Below are 14,407 nucleotides of genomic sequence, written 5' to 3' on the forward strand. Positions count from 1 at the left end.
AGGAGGAAACAGACATGTCTTTCCAGGCGTACTTGGACAAGATCGAGGAGAAGACCGGCCGGACCCCGCGGGAACTGGTCGACGAGGCCGAGGGCAAGGGGTACAAGGACGTCAAGGCGGGGGTGATCTGCGACTGGCTCAAGGCGGACTACGACCTCGGCCGCGGGCACGCGATGGCGCTCGTGCACGTGATCAAGAACGGGCCGCAGATCAGCGACAAGCACGTCGGCACCAAGGGCACCCACTCCGACCCGAGCAACCTGCTCTGGCTGGACGGGAAAGCGACCAACCCGCTCACGGCGTAGCCGGCATGGTGCGTCGCCAGCCCTCGATGACCAGAGTTGGACGCATACCGACCGACTGGTAGAGGTGCAGCGCCGGGGTCGGGTTGTTGGTGTCGACGTGCAGGATCGTGCCGGCGCGGCCGGCGGCTGCGTCGAGGGCGAAGGCGTCGCGGAGCAGGTACGTGGCCAGACCTCGCCCACGAGCCGACTCGACCACGCCGAGCCCGTCGATGTGGCCGCAATTCTCGATCTCGACATCCCGATCGCTGCAGTCGCGGAACGCAACCGCTTTTCCGTCGAGCTCGAGCAGAGTGAACTGGGACCACGAGGAATTGGCATATGCCTCGCGCGCCTCGAGCCATTCTTCGTGCGGACGAACGACAAAACCGAATTGGCCGCGGAAACAGTCGATGATGACATCGTGCGCGATCCGACGTGCCTGGTCGTCGTCCATGCCGCGGCGAACGACGTACCCGGCCGGTACGTCGGGAGCCGCGACGGGTTCGGTGTGGTCGATCCGCATCCGGTTGAACGTCGTACCGGTGCTGAATTCGTGCTCGGACAACAGGGCACGTAGGGACGCGTCGGCGCGGTAGACGTAGCTGTCGACAGTGACCTCCGCGTGGCCTGCTTCACGTCCCATCTCCGCTGCACGCCGCAGGGACCGGTCGAACAGCCAGCCGGCGACCATCGCGTCACGTGACAGCACCTCGATCTCGGTCACGTCGCGATGGCCCTTGCCGAAGGCTGTCCCGTAGCCGACCGGCACGTCCCGGTCGAAGACCAGCCAGCCGTCGGTCCGCGGTTCGAATCCCGGGTCAACGATGCCGTTGGTGATGTCGGCCAGTGTGCAGTCGGCGGATCCGATCACAGCGGTGTTGTACGCGGAGACGAGGGCGAAGATCGCCTGGCAATCGGCAGGCACAGGAGACCGGGCCGTGTACCCGGCCGGCAGTACGGCGGTGGTCATCGCGCCTCACCACCGATGGGCGATGTCGACGACGACTCGGCTGCCGGAGCCCGGACCGTCGAGGGTGAACACGCGGAACGGCAGACGAGCACGCAGGCCGATCCCTACCCAGGCGGCGCCTTCGTTGCTGCCGGCGTACGCGATCTGGCGGACGGTGCGGAATCCGGCGACGTTCGCCAGCTCCGAATCGTTCGCAGGCTGGAACGCCCAATGCCCGTCGTCGTCGAACTCGCGGACGCCGAGCATGATCTCCAGCTTCGCACCCCCGCGGATCGGGACGAGGTGACCGGCGCCGGCGCGGAAGACGTTCGAAACGTAGTGCGCGCTGTAACTGGTCGGTGTGCCTGTCAGGTCGAAGACGACACGGTCGAAGCAGGCGTGCCGGCCGGCGCGGACCGTGGCCAGGGTGGCGGCGCTCACCCTGTTGCTTGCCTCCGGCAATGAACCCCAGGCGGTCCGGCAGGCTGTGGCGGCCGAGGCGGTTGCGGGTACGGCAACGGCAGGAACTGCCGCCACCGCGAGTACAGCGATCGTGGTTCGGATGGAATGGAACAGCTTCATTTTTGTCCCCCCTTTGAGACACCTGTTCGATGCGTCCCGGGAGGTCGAAGTTGACATTTTGGCGAGAAAATCTTTAGGTGCCCGGAATTCGACGGTGGGTGACGGCATTCAATTGCTTGAACCGAGCTGTTTTCCGGCTGTGACGTTGTCCGGCGTACCGTAGGCGGGTGGATTCGAAGAAGTCGCCGCGGGACAAGTGGATCACCGTGTACGGGCGGAAGCCTGTGCTGGAGGCGTTGCACGATCCGAAGCTCTCCGTCGCGAAGGTGGTGCTGGCGGACAACGCGACCGGGGGCTCCATGCAGGAGATCCTCAGAGCCGCGGAGAAGTACGGGACGCCGGTCGAGCGGGCGACTGCCAGCCGGGTGAAGTGGCTGGCGGGGAACGGGAAGCACGACCAGGGTGTCGTCGCGGACGTGGACGCGCCGCGGATGACGCCGCTGGAGGAGTTCGTCCGGACCCGCGGGAAGCGGCCGACGAACGTGTTCCTGCTCGACGGCGTCACCAACCCGGGCAACGTCGGCATGATCCTGCGTACCGCGACCGGCGCCGGCTTCGACGGGGTGATCCTGCCGAAGGCCGGTACGCCGCACGTCGGGCCGCTGGTGATCAAGGCATCGGCCGGGATCGCGTTCCAGGCGCCGATCGTGAACGCGTCCACCGCGAAGGCAGCGGTCGACCTGCTGCGTACGGCGGGGTACCACGTCTACGGTCTGAGCGCCCGCTCGCAGGACTCGCTGTTCAAGGCCGACCTCGCCCCGCGCGCCGTCTACGTGCTCGGCGGCGAGACCAACGGCATCACGGTGTCCACCGACTCCGACCTGCAGATCCCGCTGCACGCCGGCGTCGAATCCCTGAACGTCGCCGTCGCTGCCGCCATCGTCGCCTTCGAGGTGACGAACCGCTGAGGCAAATCACCAACCGCTGATGCAACCGAATCTCGCGATGACGCGTTTATTGCGCAGCGCGAGTTGAGGAGGCCAGGTTGGACAGCGAGGCGGAGAGCGAATACACCGCGTTCGTGACCCATCACGCGAACGCGATGTGGCGTACGGCGTACCTGCTCTGCGGGGATCGTCGACGGGCCGAGGACGCGACCCAGGAGGCCCTGCTCCGGCTGTACCGGCGCTGGCCGAGGTTGTATCGCAAGGGCGGCATCGTCGCGTACGCGCGCAAGGTAGTCGTCTCGGCGACGCTCGACGGACTGCGACGCCGGTCGAGCACCGAGCTCGTCGGCGGTGACAGCTACTTCACCGCCGAGGCCGATCCCACCGATCATGTCGGCCGCGCCGAGCGCCGGCTCGTGATCACGCAGGCGCTCGCCGAGCTCCCCGAACGGCAGCGGGCCTGCGTCGTCCTGCGGTACTTCGACGACCTGTCCGTCGACGAGACCGCCGACGTACTGGGCTGCCGGCCGGGCACCGTGAAGAGCCAGACGATGCGCGCGCTCGACAAGCTCCGGCTGCACCCGGCCCTCGCCGACTTCGACCTCGCCGAACTGGGAGGCTGACATGACGAACGAGCTCAAGGACCTGATGACCGAGGCCGTCGACGCCCAGGCGCCGTACGTCCCCGACGTTGACCTGCTTGTCCGGACCGGACGCAAGCAGGTACGCCGGCGTCGCGTGACAACCGCGATCGCAACAGCTGCCGCGGTTGCCGTTGTCGCAGGTGCGACGACGGCTGTTGTCGGCACGATCGACCGATCCGACAACCTACCCGTCGCGCCGGCGGTGACACCGACATCGCATGTGACCCGCCCGGAGATATCGGTGCCGCCCGGCGGCAGCACCGGGCTCTGCACCACCGCGGACGGTTCGACCTCCGACGGCTGGTTGTGGCCGAAGGTCGTTCTCTACGTCCAGGACACATTCGGGATGTCGATGGTTCGGCGGTCGAAGAGCAACATCGCGTTCTGCACGACCGAGTGGGGCAACGGCGCGAAGCTCTCCGTCGTACCAGGCGGTGCGAAGGCCGGGATCGTACTGCGGAAGAGCGCCGCGGAAGGGCGCGGCGCGAAACCCGGCTCGAGTGTGACGACTGTGTTCGGCACGGTGCCGGCCGGGACTCCCCCGCGTGTCACCGTCGAGACCGCTGACGGGTATGTCGGCGTCGCGAAGGTGAAGGACGGGTACTTCGTCTACCGCCGCGTGGAGCACTCGCCCTGGCCGGGGCCGATCCCGCACGCGATCGTCCGGTTCAAGTACGCGGGCAAAGCGGAGTACGTCGCGGCTAGCCGGTGATCTCCCCGACCAACTGTTCGGCCGACTCACGGGTGTAGCCGCCGGAGATCTCGATCTTGCCGCCCGCGATCGCCGACTGGACGCTCGGGGCGGTGACGACCTGGCCGCGCACCACGATCGCCAACTGGTTCGCGGGCGGGGTCTGCTTGGCAAGGGCGGCAGTCAGCTGCTCGAACAGCGTGGCGCCCTTCGAGTCGAGCGTCAGGCCGACGTACCAACCGCCTGCGCCTTTCTCCTGGAGCGCCGACTTGACCTCGGTCACGTTGCTGCCGTCGAGCTCGACCTTGCCCAGGGTGTAGCGCATCCCCTTCGCATCACACGCCGTACCCGCGGGTGCCGGCGATGGGCAGGTACCGGCCTTGACCATCAGGACGCGACGGAACTCGACCGCGGTCGGGTCCGACGGCTTGGTACGCGCGGCCGGCGCGGCGGCGGCAGGCTTGTCGTCGCTCCGCTTGACGACCAGAACCACACCGGTCGCGACGATGGCGACGAGCAGCAACACGAGGGCGCCGACGAGCAGCAGTGGACCCCGCGACCGCTTCGCCGGAGGCTGCTGCGGAAAGAGCGGCGGGTACTGCGGATGCGTCATGGAAACACATGCTAAGTAATCAAGAAGTCACCTTGAGCAGGCGTGCCGCGAGCTCGGCGTTGCGTTGCGCGAAGGTCCGCCACAGCTCGGGCGTGGACGCCACCCGTTCCCGAGCCGTCGCCTCACCGACCGCGCGCTGCGTCCACGTGCACATCCGCCCGTCGCGCAGTTCGAACCGCACGAGTACGCCGTCCGCCCACCCGTACACGTCCGCCTCCCGCGGCTCGAGCCACGCGACCTTCTGCTCGGCGACGATCCAGTCGAGCGCCTCGATCTCCCCCTGCACCTTGGCCGCGAACTCGTACCGTTGCCCTGCCGAGGCGCGATCCCGACGACGTACCAGTTCCTCCCGCAACGTCGCCACCGCGGCCGGATCCCGTTGCAGTACGGCGATCGCAGTACGCGCCAACGCCTCGCGATCCCCCGGACCGATCCCGAACAGCCGCCCGAACTCCTCGGCTGAACCGTCGCCGGAGACGGTGTACTGCAACGGCAGCACCCGATGCAGCCCGGAGATCGCCTGCCGGATCCGCAACCCACCGAGGTACGGACCGAAGTGCGGTAACGAACCGCTGACTGTGTGCGAGAAACTCAACCCTGGCTTGGATCCGGTGGCGAGCCGGATGTAGCCGACCACCTCCGCGCCGCCCTCGACCCGGTTCCAGCGCGGCTTGGCATGCTCGAGCAGATTCCGCTCCAACCACGCCGCCTCGTGTTCGGAGTCGCACGAAACGCCTTCTACGCGGGCGATCCGCCGTACCATCCGGGCCAGGTGCGGGCGGTCGCCGAGATTCACCCAGTACGACTGCACGCGCCGCCGAAGGTTGCGGGCGCGGCCGATGTAGAGCACCTTCCCGGCGCCGTCACGGAAACGGTAAACGCCCGGCACTGTCGGCAACTCCCGGACGCTGTTGATCATCAGCCCAGTGTGCACGGTCCGACCGCGCGAGTGATATTCGGTTGATTGTTTGAAACGAATGCGGATCCGGGGTTGTGCAGCAAGACCGCGCCAGTCATTCTGGCGAGCGATCCGAGTGTTCGCAGGGGGCTGTGAGGGCGGGCACCGGACTTGGGAGGCTGGGGGGCTTCGTGAGGTTATCCGCCACATGGCTGCGTCGTGCGCTGCCTGCGTTGTGTGTCCTGCTGTTGCTGCCGCTTGCCGTGATCGCGCCGGCACAGGCCGCGGTCGCGCCGACCGGATTCAGCGAGCAGGTGGTGTTCACCGGGCTGACGAATCCGACGAACGTCGCGTTCTCGCCGGACGGCCGGGTGTTCGTCGCCGAGAAGAGCGGCCTGATCAAGGTCTTCGACTCGCTCGACGATCCGACACCGAGCGTGTACGCCGATCTGCGCACCGAGGTCTACAACTACTGGGACCGCGGCCTGCTCGGCATGGCTTTGAACCCCAACTTTCCAACGGATCCACGGATCTACGTGCTCTACACCCACGACGGACTGATCGGCGGCCCGACACCCAAGTGGGGTACGCCGGACACCAACGACGACCCGTGTCCCTCGCCGCCCGGCCCGACCGCCGACGGCTGCCAGGCCAGTGCCCGCCTCTCGGTCCTGAACGCGAACGGCGCCGAGCAGGTGCTGGTCGAGGACTGGTGCCAGGTGTTTCCGAGCCACTCGATCGGCTCGATCGAGTTCGGCCCGGACGGCATGCTGTACGCCGGCGGCGGTGACGGCGCGAGCTTCAACTACGTCGACTATGGTCAGGACGGCTACCCCTCGTCCGACGTTACGGCCGACAACCCTTGCGGTGATGGGCCTGCGGCCGTCGGTACGACGCTGACCCCGCCGACCGCCGAAGGTGGAGCGCTCCGGGCGCAGGACGTACGGACGACCGGCGATCCGACCAGTCTCGACGGTTCGATCATCCGCATCGATCCCGACACCGGTCAGGCCGCACCCGGCAACCCGGCGTCGAGCACTGCGGACCTGAACACGCGCCGCATCGTCGCGAACGGTCTGCGCAACCCGATGCGGTTCACGTTCCGCCCGGGAACCAAGGAGATGTGGATCGGCGACGTCGGGTACTCGACCTGGGAGGAGATCGACCGGATCGTCGACCCGACAGCCCGGGTCACGAACTTCGGATGGCCTTGCTACGAAGGCGCCGGCCGCCAGCCTGGGTACGACGCGATCAACGTCAACCTCTGCGAGAACCTGTACGCCGCCGGCCCGTCCGCGGTCGCAGCGCCGTACTACGCGTACAAGCACAGCGACCACATCGTGACCGGCGAGTCCTGCACCGTCGGCAGCTCGTCGATCTCCGGGATGCAGTTCTACGGCGGCGGGAACTACCCGGCGGAGTACGACGGCGCGCTGTTCTTCGCGGACTACAGCCGCCGTTGCGTGTGGGCGATGATGCCCGGCTCGAACGGTCTGCCGGATCCCGCGAAGATCCAGACCTTCGCCTCGGGGTACGGCGCGACGAAGCTGCAGACCGGTCCGGGCGGAGACATGTTCGCGGTCGACTACGACAACGGCCGGATCCTCCGGTACGTGTACGACGCGACGAACAACCCGCCAACCGCGGTGATCCACGCCGACCCGTCGAGCGGGCCGACGCCGTTGACGGTGACGTTCGACGGGACAGCCTCGAACGACGCCGACGGCGACGCGTTGACCTACGCCTGGGACCTGGACGGTGACGGTGTGTACGACGACTCGACGGCCGCGACTGTCCAGCACACCTATACGACGGCGGGAGAAGTCGTCGCGCGGTTGAAGGTCTCGGACGGTCATACGACCGGTACGACGTCCATGCAGATCAACGTGGCGAATACGGCGCCGACCGCGTTGATCACGTCACCTGGTCCGGCGACGACCTGGAAGGTCGGGGACACGATCAGCTTCTCGGGTTCGGCGACCGATCCGGAGCAGGGGACGTTGCCAGCGTCGGCGCTGACGTGGACCCTGATCATGCATCACTGTCCGAGCGACTGCCACACGCACACGATCACCTCGCTGACCGCGGCGAGCGGTACGTTCACGGCGCCGGATCACGAGTATCCGTCGTACCTCGAACTCAAGCTGACCGCGACGGACGCGCAGGGACTGACCGACACGAAGAGCGTGCGGCTCGATCCGAAGACGGTCGGGCTGGGGCTCGCCTCCTCACCGGCCGGTTTGCCGGTGACCGCTCTGAACACGACGGCCAAGACCCCGTTCACCTCCACGGTGATCGTCAGGTCGAGCGTGTCGGTATCCGCGGATCCGGTGCAGTCCTCGGCCAACCAGCTCTACCGGTTCGCGACCTGGTCGGACGGCGGCGCGCGCAACCACAACCTCTTCGCACCGGCGACGGCCACGACGTACACGGCGTCGTACGGCGTGAAGCGGAACCTTGCCCGTGGCCGACCGGCGCTTGCCTCGAGCACCTATCTTGCCGGGCGGGAGGCGTCGAAGGCTGTTGACGGGTCGATGGCGACGGCCTGGTCGAGTGCGCGGACCGATCCGCAATGGTTCCGCGTCGATCTGGGATCGGTGCAGCTGGTCAACCGGGTGCTGCTCAATTGGTTGTCGACGGCGTACGCGAAGTCCTACCAGATCCAGGTGTCCGGGAGCGGGCGGACGTGGAAGACCGTGTACTCGACGACGGCCGGCGACGGCGGCACCGACAACCTGCTGTTCAGTGCGAACTACGCCCGGTATGTGCGGATCAATGCAACAAAGCGCGCTGTTGCCGGCAGCTACTACTCGCTGTGGGAGTTCGGCGCCTTCCAGGACACCGGGCCCGCGACCGGGATCGGCGGAAAGTGCATCGACGTCTACCAGGCCGCGACCGCGGACGGTACTCCGACGACGCTCTACACCTGCAAGTCGTCCGCGAACCAGCTGTGGACGCCGTCGCTCGAGGACGGGACCGTCCGCACGATGGGCAAATGCCTGTCGGCTCGCACCACCACGCTCAACACCCCGGCGGTGTTGTGGAGCTGCGACGGTTCACCCGGCCAACGCTGGGTGCCTCAGACCAACGGTACGTTGGTCAATGCAGCATCCGGCCTGTGTCTCAATGCCGCTGGCGGTTTGAGCGCCAACGGCACCAAACTCATCCTCGCGGCCTGCACGACCGCGATCGGCCAGAAGTGGGTGCTGCCGTAATTCAGTCGTTGTGACGATCGCGTCGGACCTATCGTCTGCTGTATGAGCAAGGGTTGGGTGGACGAGGGGTACGGCGCGGTCGCGGACACGTTCGCGGAGAACTTCTCGCTGTTCCCCGAGCTGGGCGCGGCCGTCACGGTGTACGCCGGTGGGCGCAAGGTCGTCGAGCTCTGGGACGGCGATGCCGCGCCGGGGCGGCCGTGGTCGCAGGAGACCGTCGTACCGGTGTTCTCCTGCGCCAAGGGGCTGGTGAGCGTCGTCGTCCACCTGCTCGCGCAGTCGGGGCAGTTGTCGCTGGACGAGCCGATCGGGTCCTACTGGCCGTCGTTTGTTGCTAACGGCAAGGAAGACGTCACCTGCCGGATGGTGCTCGGGCATCGGGCCGGGATCCCGGTGCTGGACCAGACACTCTCGTTCGAGGAGATCGCGGCGTGGACGCCGGTGATCACCGCGATCGAGGAGCAGAAGCCGCTGTGGGAGCCGGGGACGACGTACGAGTATCACGGGCATGTGTTCGGGTTCGTGCTCGGCGAGGTGGTCCGACGGCTGACCGGACAGTTGCCGGGGGCATACTTCCGGACCGTCATCGGTGGGCCGCTCGGGTCGCGGGCCTGGATCGGGTTGCCTGCTTCGGAGTTGCCGAACCTGGCCCGGCTGGCGGAAGCGGAGGGGCGTCCGCAGGCGTTGGATCCCGAGCACCTGTTGATGCGCATCGTGACGATGAACGGGGCGCTGGCGTTCCCCGGTATCGATCAGCCGCACGGTTGGAACGATCCTGCGTTGCTGTCGATCGAGCTGCCCGGCGCCGGTGCCGTGGCCTCCGCGACGGGTCTCGCGGGTGTGTACGCCGCAGCGATCACCGGGCTCGACGGCGCCGATCCGTTGTTGTCGCGCGACACCGTCACCGGGGCGGCGCGCGAGGTCTCCGCCGGCACGAGCTACCTGGGCTTCGACGCTGGCGCACGCTGGGGATCCGGCTTCCTGCTGGACTCACCCTTCCGCCCGAGCCTCGGTCCTCGCAGCCTCGCGAACGACGGCGCGGGCGGCCAGTTCGCGTTCGGCGACGACGAGCACGGCATCGCGTTCGCCTATACCGCGAACAGGATGGTGGGCCATGGAGACGCCCGATCGACCCGCCTGGTCGACGCCGTTCGCAGCTGCCTGGCGTAAGCCCGCGTCGGGGCGCTAGCTGAGCAGTAGCTCGGCGACGAAGTCCGGGGCCTCGTGCATCACGTCGTGGCCGGTCGGGACGACGTGGACCTGCCAGTCAGGATCGGCCTGCAGCCGCGTGCGGAGCTCGGCGAACGGCGTCTGCTGCTCCCAGCCCGAGCAGTAGACGAAGTCCCGACGCGCGATCCGGTCGACCTCACCGGTGAGCCGGATCTCCTGCATGAACGAGGCGAGCGGGTGCGGACGGCGGCGGGGATCGCGGTCGCCCGGTGGGCGTACGGCGTACCCGCTCGTCGCGGCACCGGACGTCGCCACGTCGTGGAAGTAGTCGTTCGTCAACGACCACCACGACTCGCCGTCGCGCGGTACGAACGCATCGAGATGGACCAGTCGCGAGACCCGGCCGCCGGCGCGATCCGCGGCGGCGGTGATCACCATCCCGGCATAGCTGTGTCCGACCAGCGTCACGTCGGTGAGCTGTGCGCGATCGAGCACCCGCAGTACGTCGTCGGCGTGCACGTCGAGGTTGGCGGTTGCGACCGTCGCCTCGTCGTCGGACGGCCGCAGACCGGTCAGCGTCAGCGCGTGAACGACCTGACCGGCTCGCTCCAGCAGCGGAACCACCGCCTCATAAGCCCATGAGCCCTTCCAACCACCGGGAACCAGCACGAACGTCGTCATGAGGCAATCTCACCGGATCCAGGTGTGGCTTGGTGTCGGCAGGAAGCCAAGCAATACCCGTTCGCCGCCAACCTTGGTAGAGGACGGAAGCTGTCCTCTACCAAGGCCAGGATGAAGGCATGACAAAGAACCCCGGTGGTAAGTCGACCGTTACTCCGTACGTAGCCGTTCGTGGTGCGGCGGCCTGGCTCGAGTTCGTGCAGGAGGCGTTCGGCACCAAGCCGGCCTTCGCCGTCCACAACGAGGACGGCACGATCGGCCACGCCGAAATCACGATCGGCGACTCGGTCGTGATGGCCTTCGACGCGCGCCCCGACTGGCCGGACACCCCCAGCTTCCTCAGCGTGTACGTCGACGACGCCGACGCCACCGTCGCCCGCGCCGTCGCCGCCGGCGCGACCATCGTCACCGAACTGACCACGTCCCGCATCGTCGGCGACCGCGGCGCCCGCATCAAGGACCCCGCCGGCAACATCTGGTGGATCCAGACCCACCTCTACGACGTAAACCCCGCCGACCTCCCCACCCTCTTCACCGACCCAGAAGAAGCCGCAACCATGCACCGCCTACAGGAGTCGTTCGCCACGGAAATGCGCTCCCGCGCCTGACGCATCCTGCTCGGCTCGGGATTGAGGTGGTTCGGGAGGACAGACGAAATGGCGGGGGGAAGTGTGATGTGGGTTTGTTCACGTCACATGTGCTGGTTGCCTGGCGTCAGGTGTTTGTTCGTTGAGGACAAGCGCAAAGGAACGTCATGAGTGTAGTGATCGAAGGATTTGGTGGGGAGATTGTCGGGCCGGACGACGCGGGGTACGACGTCGCGAGCCGGACCGTGCTGGTCGGGGGCAGCCCGGCGTACGTCCTCAGGCCGGCGAGTGTCGAGGATGTCCGGAAGGCCGTCGCGTATGCGGCGGAGAGCGGGCTGCCGTTAGCGGTTCGTGGTGGCGGGCACGCGTTCGCCGGATTCGGGACGAACGACGGCGGAGTGGTGATCGAGCTCGGCAAGCTGGCCGGGATCGAGATCGTCGACAAGGAGCGCCATCTCGTACGCATCGGCGGCGGCGCCACCTGGGGGCAGGTGGCGGCCGCGCTCGCGCCGCACGGGCTGGCGATCTCGTCGGGTGACACCAAGAGTGTGGGCGTCGGCGGGCTGACGCTGAGCGGCGGGATCGGGTGGAAGGTCCGCAAGTACGGTCTGGCGCTGGACAGTCTGGTCGCGGTCGAGCTCGTGACCGCGGCCGGTGACGTCGTCCGGGCGTCGGCGGACGAGAACGCCGAGCTGTTCTGGGCGGTCCGCGGTGGCGGCGGGAACTTCGGGATCGTGACCGCGTTCGAGTTCGCGGCGCACCCGACGACCGACATCTACTTCGGCAAGCTCGCCTTCCCGGCAAGCGAGATCGCCGAGGTGCTCCAGGGCTGGGCGGAGTATCAGCGCACCGCGCCGCCCGAGCTCACGTCGATCGCGTCGTTCGCCAATCCGTTCCTCGGCGGCCCCGACGCGCCGCTGGAGATCGAGGTCGCCTTCGACGGTGACGACGCGGAACTCGCCGCCCGGGCGATCGATCCGATCCGCAAGCTCGGCACGGTGCTCGCCGACGAGGTCGGGCTCCGGCCGTACGCCGAGGTGCTGGTGGACGGGGTGGTCCCGCCGCCCGGCATCCAGCTGGTCACCCGAAGTGCCTTTGTCGACAAGGATTCCGTCCCCGAGGTGCTGCGGATCCTCGCCGAGACCGGCGCCTCGCAGGGGTCCCCGATCATGTCGATCCGCACCGTCGGCGGGGCGGTGTCGCAGCTCGCTGCGGACGCCACGGCGTACGCGCATCGTGAGGCGGAGCTGATGTTCGCGACGACCACGATCGGCCCGCCACCGGTCATCGCGGCGACCGGTCCGGCTCGCCAGGCGCTGTGGGACAAGCTCACGCCGCAGGTCACCGGCGCCTACGCGAACTTCCTGTCCGATGCCGAGGACGCCGACGTGGCTGCGGTCTACCCGGCGGCGACGTACGAGCGGCTCGCGGCGGTCAAGCGCGAGTACGACCCGGCCAATCTGTTCAGGAGCAACCACAATGTGAGGCCGGCATGAGCCCGACAAGTAGCAAGGTCTGGTTCGTCACCGGCTCGTCCCGCGGCCTCGGCCGCCACTTCGTCGAGGCTGCTCTGTCCCGCGGGGACCGGGTGGCCGCGACGGCCCGGAAGAGCCTCATCGAGTTGGTCGACACGTACGGCGACGCAGTCCTGCCGCTCGAGCTCGACGTCACCGACAAGGCCGCTGTCTTCGGGGCGGTCGAGCAGGCGAAGGAACACTTCGGCCGTCTCGACGTGATCGTGAACAACGCCGGCTACGGCTTGTCGGGCGCCGTGGAGGAGTTCACCGAGCAGCAACTACGGGACCAGTTCGAGACGAACTTCTTCGGTCCGGTCTGGGTCACCCAGGCAGTGCTGCCGTACCTGCGTGAGCAGGGCAGCGGCCACATCATCCAGATCTCGTCAGTCGCCGGGCTGACCGGATTCCTGCTCGGCAGCGGGTACTGCGCGTCGAAGTGGGCGCTGGAGGGACTGAGCGAGGCGCTCGCCCAGGAGGTCGCGGGATTCGGGATCAAGGTGACTGTGGTCGAGCCCGGCGGGTACGCGACCGAGGGGCTGACCGGTGGGGTGGCCGCGACACCGAACCCGTTGTACGACGGCCAGCGTCAGGCGCTCATGGACTACGTGGCGTCGGTCGACTTCGACGACCCGGCCGCGGCCGGACCCGCGATCCTCGAGCTCGCCGACTCCCCCAACCCGCCCTTGCACGTGTTCTTCGGTCAGGGCTACGAGCTGGTGAAGCAGGCCTACGAGGATCGGCTGAAGACCTGGGCGGACTGGCAAGAGCTGTCGCTCAAGGCGATCTAGGCTCGCGCTCGCGATGCAGCCCGACCGCGACGACGATGATCGCAACCGCTGCCAGTTCGGCCGGCCGCGGGAACTGTCGCAGTACGACGGCACCGATCACCGTCGCCGTGGCGGGCAGCAACGCCAGCATCAACGCGAACGTGGACCGCTTCAACCGTGCCATCGCGAGCTGATCCGCGACGTACGGAATCACCGACGAGCAAACACCGACCCCGACTGCTGCGGCGAGCAGCCCGGGATCGGTGAACGCGGGGACGGCAGCGCGCAGCCCGACCGGTAGCGCGAGGACGGACGCAACTCCCATCGCGAGGGCGAGACCGTCGATCCGGCGCAGTCCTTCGACTCGGGACATGCGGTGCCCGAGGACGACGTACGCCGCGAAGAGGACGGCGTTGAGTGCGGTGAAGACCATCCCGATCCAGTCGTGGGACAGGCGGATGTCGGTCAGCACATAGACGCCGCCGACTGCGAGCACCAGAGCCAGCAAGTTGCGCAGTGAACGCACCGCGATCGCTGCGAGCACGATCACCGGGGCGAACTCGGCCGCGGCGACCGTGCCGAGTGGGATGCGATCGATCGCCAGGTAGAAGCAGCAGTTCATCACCGCGAGGACGGCGCCCCACGCGATCACGAGTCGGCGCGTGCCCCAGGAGAGCAGACGCCAGGCGCGCCACGGCCGGCGCCAGATCGAGAAGATCAGCCCGGCCGCAGCGATCCGTAGCCAAGCCACGCCGAGTGGATCGATCCGCGCGAACAGCAGCACGGCGAAGGCAGGGCCGAGGTAGTGGAAGACCGCACTGACGATGAAGTAGGCCTGTGGCGGTACCGTCCGTCGCATCACTTCACGGTAGGAACCAGAACCCGGTAGGGCCATGACGTTTCGGTAAGCTCCGGGGCCTGA

General features: G+C 67.7%; 16 protein-coding genes. 10 read left to right on the top strand and 6 right to left on the bottom strand.

Translation table 11 applies throughout. The annotated features are described in order from the left end of the window. Window positions 1-14: 14 nt before the first annotated feature. The gene (locus EV653_RS21395; RefSeq protein WP_134105493.1) at window positions 15-305 is read left to right on the top strand and encodes a DUF4287 domain-containing protein; all 291 of its coding nucleotides are present in this window, start codon (window positions 15-17) and stop codon (window positions 303-305) included. Here EV653_RS21395 and EV653_RS21400 read toward each other — a convergent pair. Together EV653_RS21400 and EV653_RS21405 are read right to left on the bottom strand one after the other, a co-directional pair. Beyond that, window positions 295-1,254 (bottom strand): GNAT family N-acetyltransferase, encoded by a 960-nt coding sequence (locus EV653_RS21400; RefSeq protein WP_134105494.1) that lies wholly within the window; start codon window positions 1,252-1,254, stop codon window positions 295-297. The two genes, EV653_RS21395 and EV653_RS21400, sit on opposite strands and share 11 nt — an antisense overlap. A gap of 6 nt (window positions 1,255-1,260) precedes the next feature. Continuing rightward, entirely contained in the window at window positions 1,261-1,674 is a 414-nt protein-coding gene (locus EV653_RS21405) for an AMIN-like domain-containing (lipo)protein (RefSeq protein ID WP_238159937.1), read from the bottom strand. Between EV653_RS21405 and EV653_RS42200 the strand changes: the two genes are divergently transcribed. The 4 genes from EV653_RS42200 (at window position 1,661) to EV653_RS21420 (ending at window position 4,058) form a co-directional block, all read left to right on the top strand. Continuing rightward, window positions 1,661-1,978, top strand: a complete 318-nt coding sequence (locus EV653_RS42200) for a hypothetical protein (RefSeq protein WP_238159938.1) — start codon at window positions 1,661-1,663, stop codon at window positions 1,976-1,978. The genes EV653_RS21405 and EV653_RS42200 overlap by 14 nt on opposite strands. 4 nt (window positions 1,979-1,982) lie before the next feature. Further along, window positions 1,983-2,723 (top strand): TrmH family RNA methyltransferase, encoded by a 741-nt coding sequence (locus tag EV653_RS21410; protein WP_134105496.1) that lies wholly within the window; start codon window positions 1,983-1,985, stop codon window positions 2,721-2,723. A 77-nt stretch (window positions 2,724-2,800) separates the two neighbouring features. After that, complete coding sequence (locus EV653_RS21415) at window positions 2,801-3,325, top strand: SigE family RNA polymerase sigma factor (RefSeq protein ID WP_134105497.1); 525 nt, start codon at window positions 2,801-2,803, stop codon at window positions 3,323-3,325. A 1-nt stretch (window position 3,326) separates the two neighbouring features. Then, window positions 3,327-4,058: a hypothetical protein gene (locus EV653_RS21420; RefSeq protein ID WP_134105498.1), complete on the top strand. Its 732-nt coding sequence runs from the start codon at window positions 3,327-3,329 to the stop codon at window positions 4,056-4,058. Here the strand turns inward: EV653_RS21420 and EV653_RS21425 are convergent. After that, entirely contained in the window at window positions 4,048-4,650 is a 603-nt protein-coding gene (locus EV653_RS21425) for a SecDF P1 head subdomain-containing protein (RefSeq protein ID WP_134105499.1), read from the bottom strand. The two genes, EV653_RS21420 and EV653_RS21425, sit on opposite strands and share 11 nt — an antisense overlap. A 19-nt stretch (window positions 4,651-4,669) precedes the next feature. Then, the gene (locus tag EV653_RS21430) at window positions 4,670-5,569 is read right to left on the bottom strand and encodes a GIY-YIG nuclease family protein (RefSeq protein WP_166679507.1); all 900 of its coding nucleotides are present in this window, start codon (window positions 5,567-5,569) and stop codon (window positions 4,670-4,672) included. A 170-nt stretch (window positions 5,570-5,739) separates the two neighbouring features. On the opposite strand from EV653_RS21430, the gene EV653_RS21435 reads away from it, so the two are divergent. Beyond that, a complete protein-coding gene (locus EV653_RS21435; RefSeq protein WP_134105501.1) occupies window positions 5,740-8,763 on the top strand; it encodes a PQQ-dependent sugar dehydrogenase in 3,024 nt (1,007 codons plus the stop codon). Window positions 8,764-8,805: 42 nt separating this feature from the next. After that, window positions 8,806-9,933 carry a serine hydrolase domain-containing protein gene (locus EV653_RS21440; protein ID WP_134105502.1) on the top strand — a complete coding sequence of 376 codons (1,128 nt, stop codon included), beginning with the start codon at window positions 8,806-8,808 and terminating at the stop codon, window positions 9,931-9,933. A 15-nt stretch (window positions 9,934-9,948) separates the two neighbouring features. Here the strand turns inward: EV653_RS21440 and EV653_RS21445 are convergent, their stop codons facing one another. Then, window positions 9,949-10,614, bottom strand: a complete 666-nt coding sequence (locus tag EV653_RS21445) for an alpha/beta fold hydrolase (RefSeq protein WP_134105503.1) — start codon at window positions 10,612-10,614, stop codon at window positions 9,949-9,951. A gap of 119 nt (window positions 10,615-10,733) precedes the next feature. On the opposite strand from EV653_RS21445, the gene EV653_RS21450 reads away from it, so the two are divergent. The 3 genes from EV653_RS21450 to EV653_RS21460 all read left to right on the top strand — a co-directional run bounded on the left by EV653_RS21450 (window position 10,734) and on the right by EV653_RS21460 (window position 13,506). Next, on the top strand, window positions 10,734-11,222 hold the full coding sequence (locus tag EV653_RS21450; RefSeq protein ID WP_134105504.1) for a VOC family protein: 489 nt from the start codon (window positions 10,734-10,736) through the stop codon (window positions 11,220-11,222). 146 nt (window positions 11,223-11,368) lie between these two features. Continuing rightward, on the top strand, window positions 11,369-12,697 hold the full coding sequence (locus tag EV653_RS21455; protein ID WP_134105505.1) for an FAD-binding oxidoreductase: 1,329 nt from the start codon (window positions 11,369-11,371) through the stop codon (window positions 12,695-12,697). Next, window positions 12,694-13,506: an SDR family NAD(P)-dependent oxidoreductase gene (locus EV653_RS21460; protein WP_134105506.1), complete on the top strand. Its 813-nt coding sequence runs from the start codon at window positions 12,694-12,696 to the stop codon at window positions 13,504-13,506. Before EV653_RS21455 ends, EV653_RS21460 begins: the two co-directional genes overlap by 4 nt. Here the strand turns inward: EV653_RS21460 and EV653_RS21465 are convergent. Continuing rightward, entirely contained in the window at window positions 13,493-14,344 is an 852-nt protein-coding gene (locus EV653_RS21465; protein WP_202871770.1) for an EamA family transporter, read from the bottom strand. The two genes, EV653_RS21460 and EV653_RS21465, sit on opposite strands and share 14 nt — an antisense overlap. Window positions 14,345-14,407: the final 63 nt, after the last annotated feature.

Origin of the sequence: Kribbella pratensis, assembly GCF_004365355.1 — a bacterium.
Lineage (GTDB): Bacteria > Actinomycetota > Actinomycetes > Propionibacteriales > Kribbellaceae > Kribbella.

Coding starts and splice junctions, on each gene's coding strand:
- EV653_RS21395 (WP_134105493.1), top strand. CDS start 15: ATGTCTTTCCAGGCGTACTTGGACAAGATCGAGGAGAAGACCGGCCGG.
- EV653_RS21400 (WP_134105494.1), bottom strand. CDS start 1,254: ATGACCACCGCCGTACTGCCGGCCGGGTACACGGCCCGGTCTCCTGTG.
- EV653_RS21420 (WP_134105498.1), top strand. CDS start 3,327: ATGACGAACGAGCTCAAGGACCTGATGACCGAGGCCGTCGACGCCCAG.
- EV653_RS21425 (WP_134105499.1), bottom strand. CDS start 4,650: ATGACGCATCCGCAGTACCCGCCGCTCTTTCCGCAGCAGCCTCCGGCG.
- EV653_RS21430 (WP_166679507.1), bottom strand. CDS start 5,569: ATGATCAACAGCGTCCGGGAGTTGCCGACAGTGCCGGGCGTTTACCGT.
- EV653_RS21440 (WP_134105502.1), top strand. CDS start 8,806: ATGAGCAAGGGTTGGGTGGACGAGGGGTACGGCGCGGTCGCGGACACG.
- EV653_RS21445 (WP_134105503.1), bottom strand. CDS start 10,614: ATGACGACGTTCGTGCTGGTTCCCGGTGGTTGGAAGGGCTCATGGGCT.
- EV653_RS21450 (WP_134105504.1), top strand. CDS start 10,734: ATGACAAAGAACCCCGGTGGTAAGTCGACCGTTACTCCGTACGTAGCC.
- EV653_RS21455 (WP_134105505.1), top strand. CDS start 11,369: ATGAGTGTAGTGATCGAAGGATTTGGTGGGGAGATTGTCGGGCCGGAC.
- EV653_RS21460 (WP_134105506.1), top strand. CDS start 12,694: ATGAGCCCGACAAGTAGCAAGGTCTGGTTCGTCACCGGCTCGTCCCGC.
- EV653_RS21465 (WP_202871770.1), bottom strand. CDS start 14,344: ATGCGACGGACGGTACCGCCACAGGCCTACTTCATCGTCAGTGCGGTC.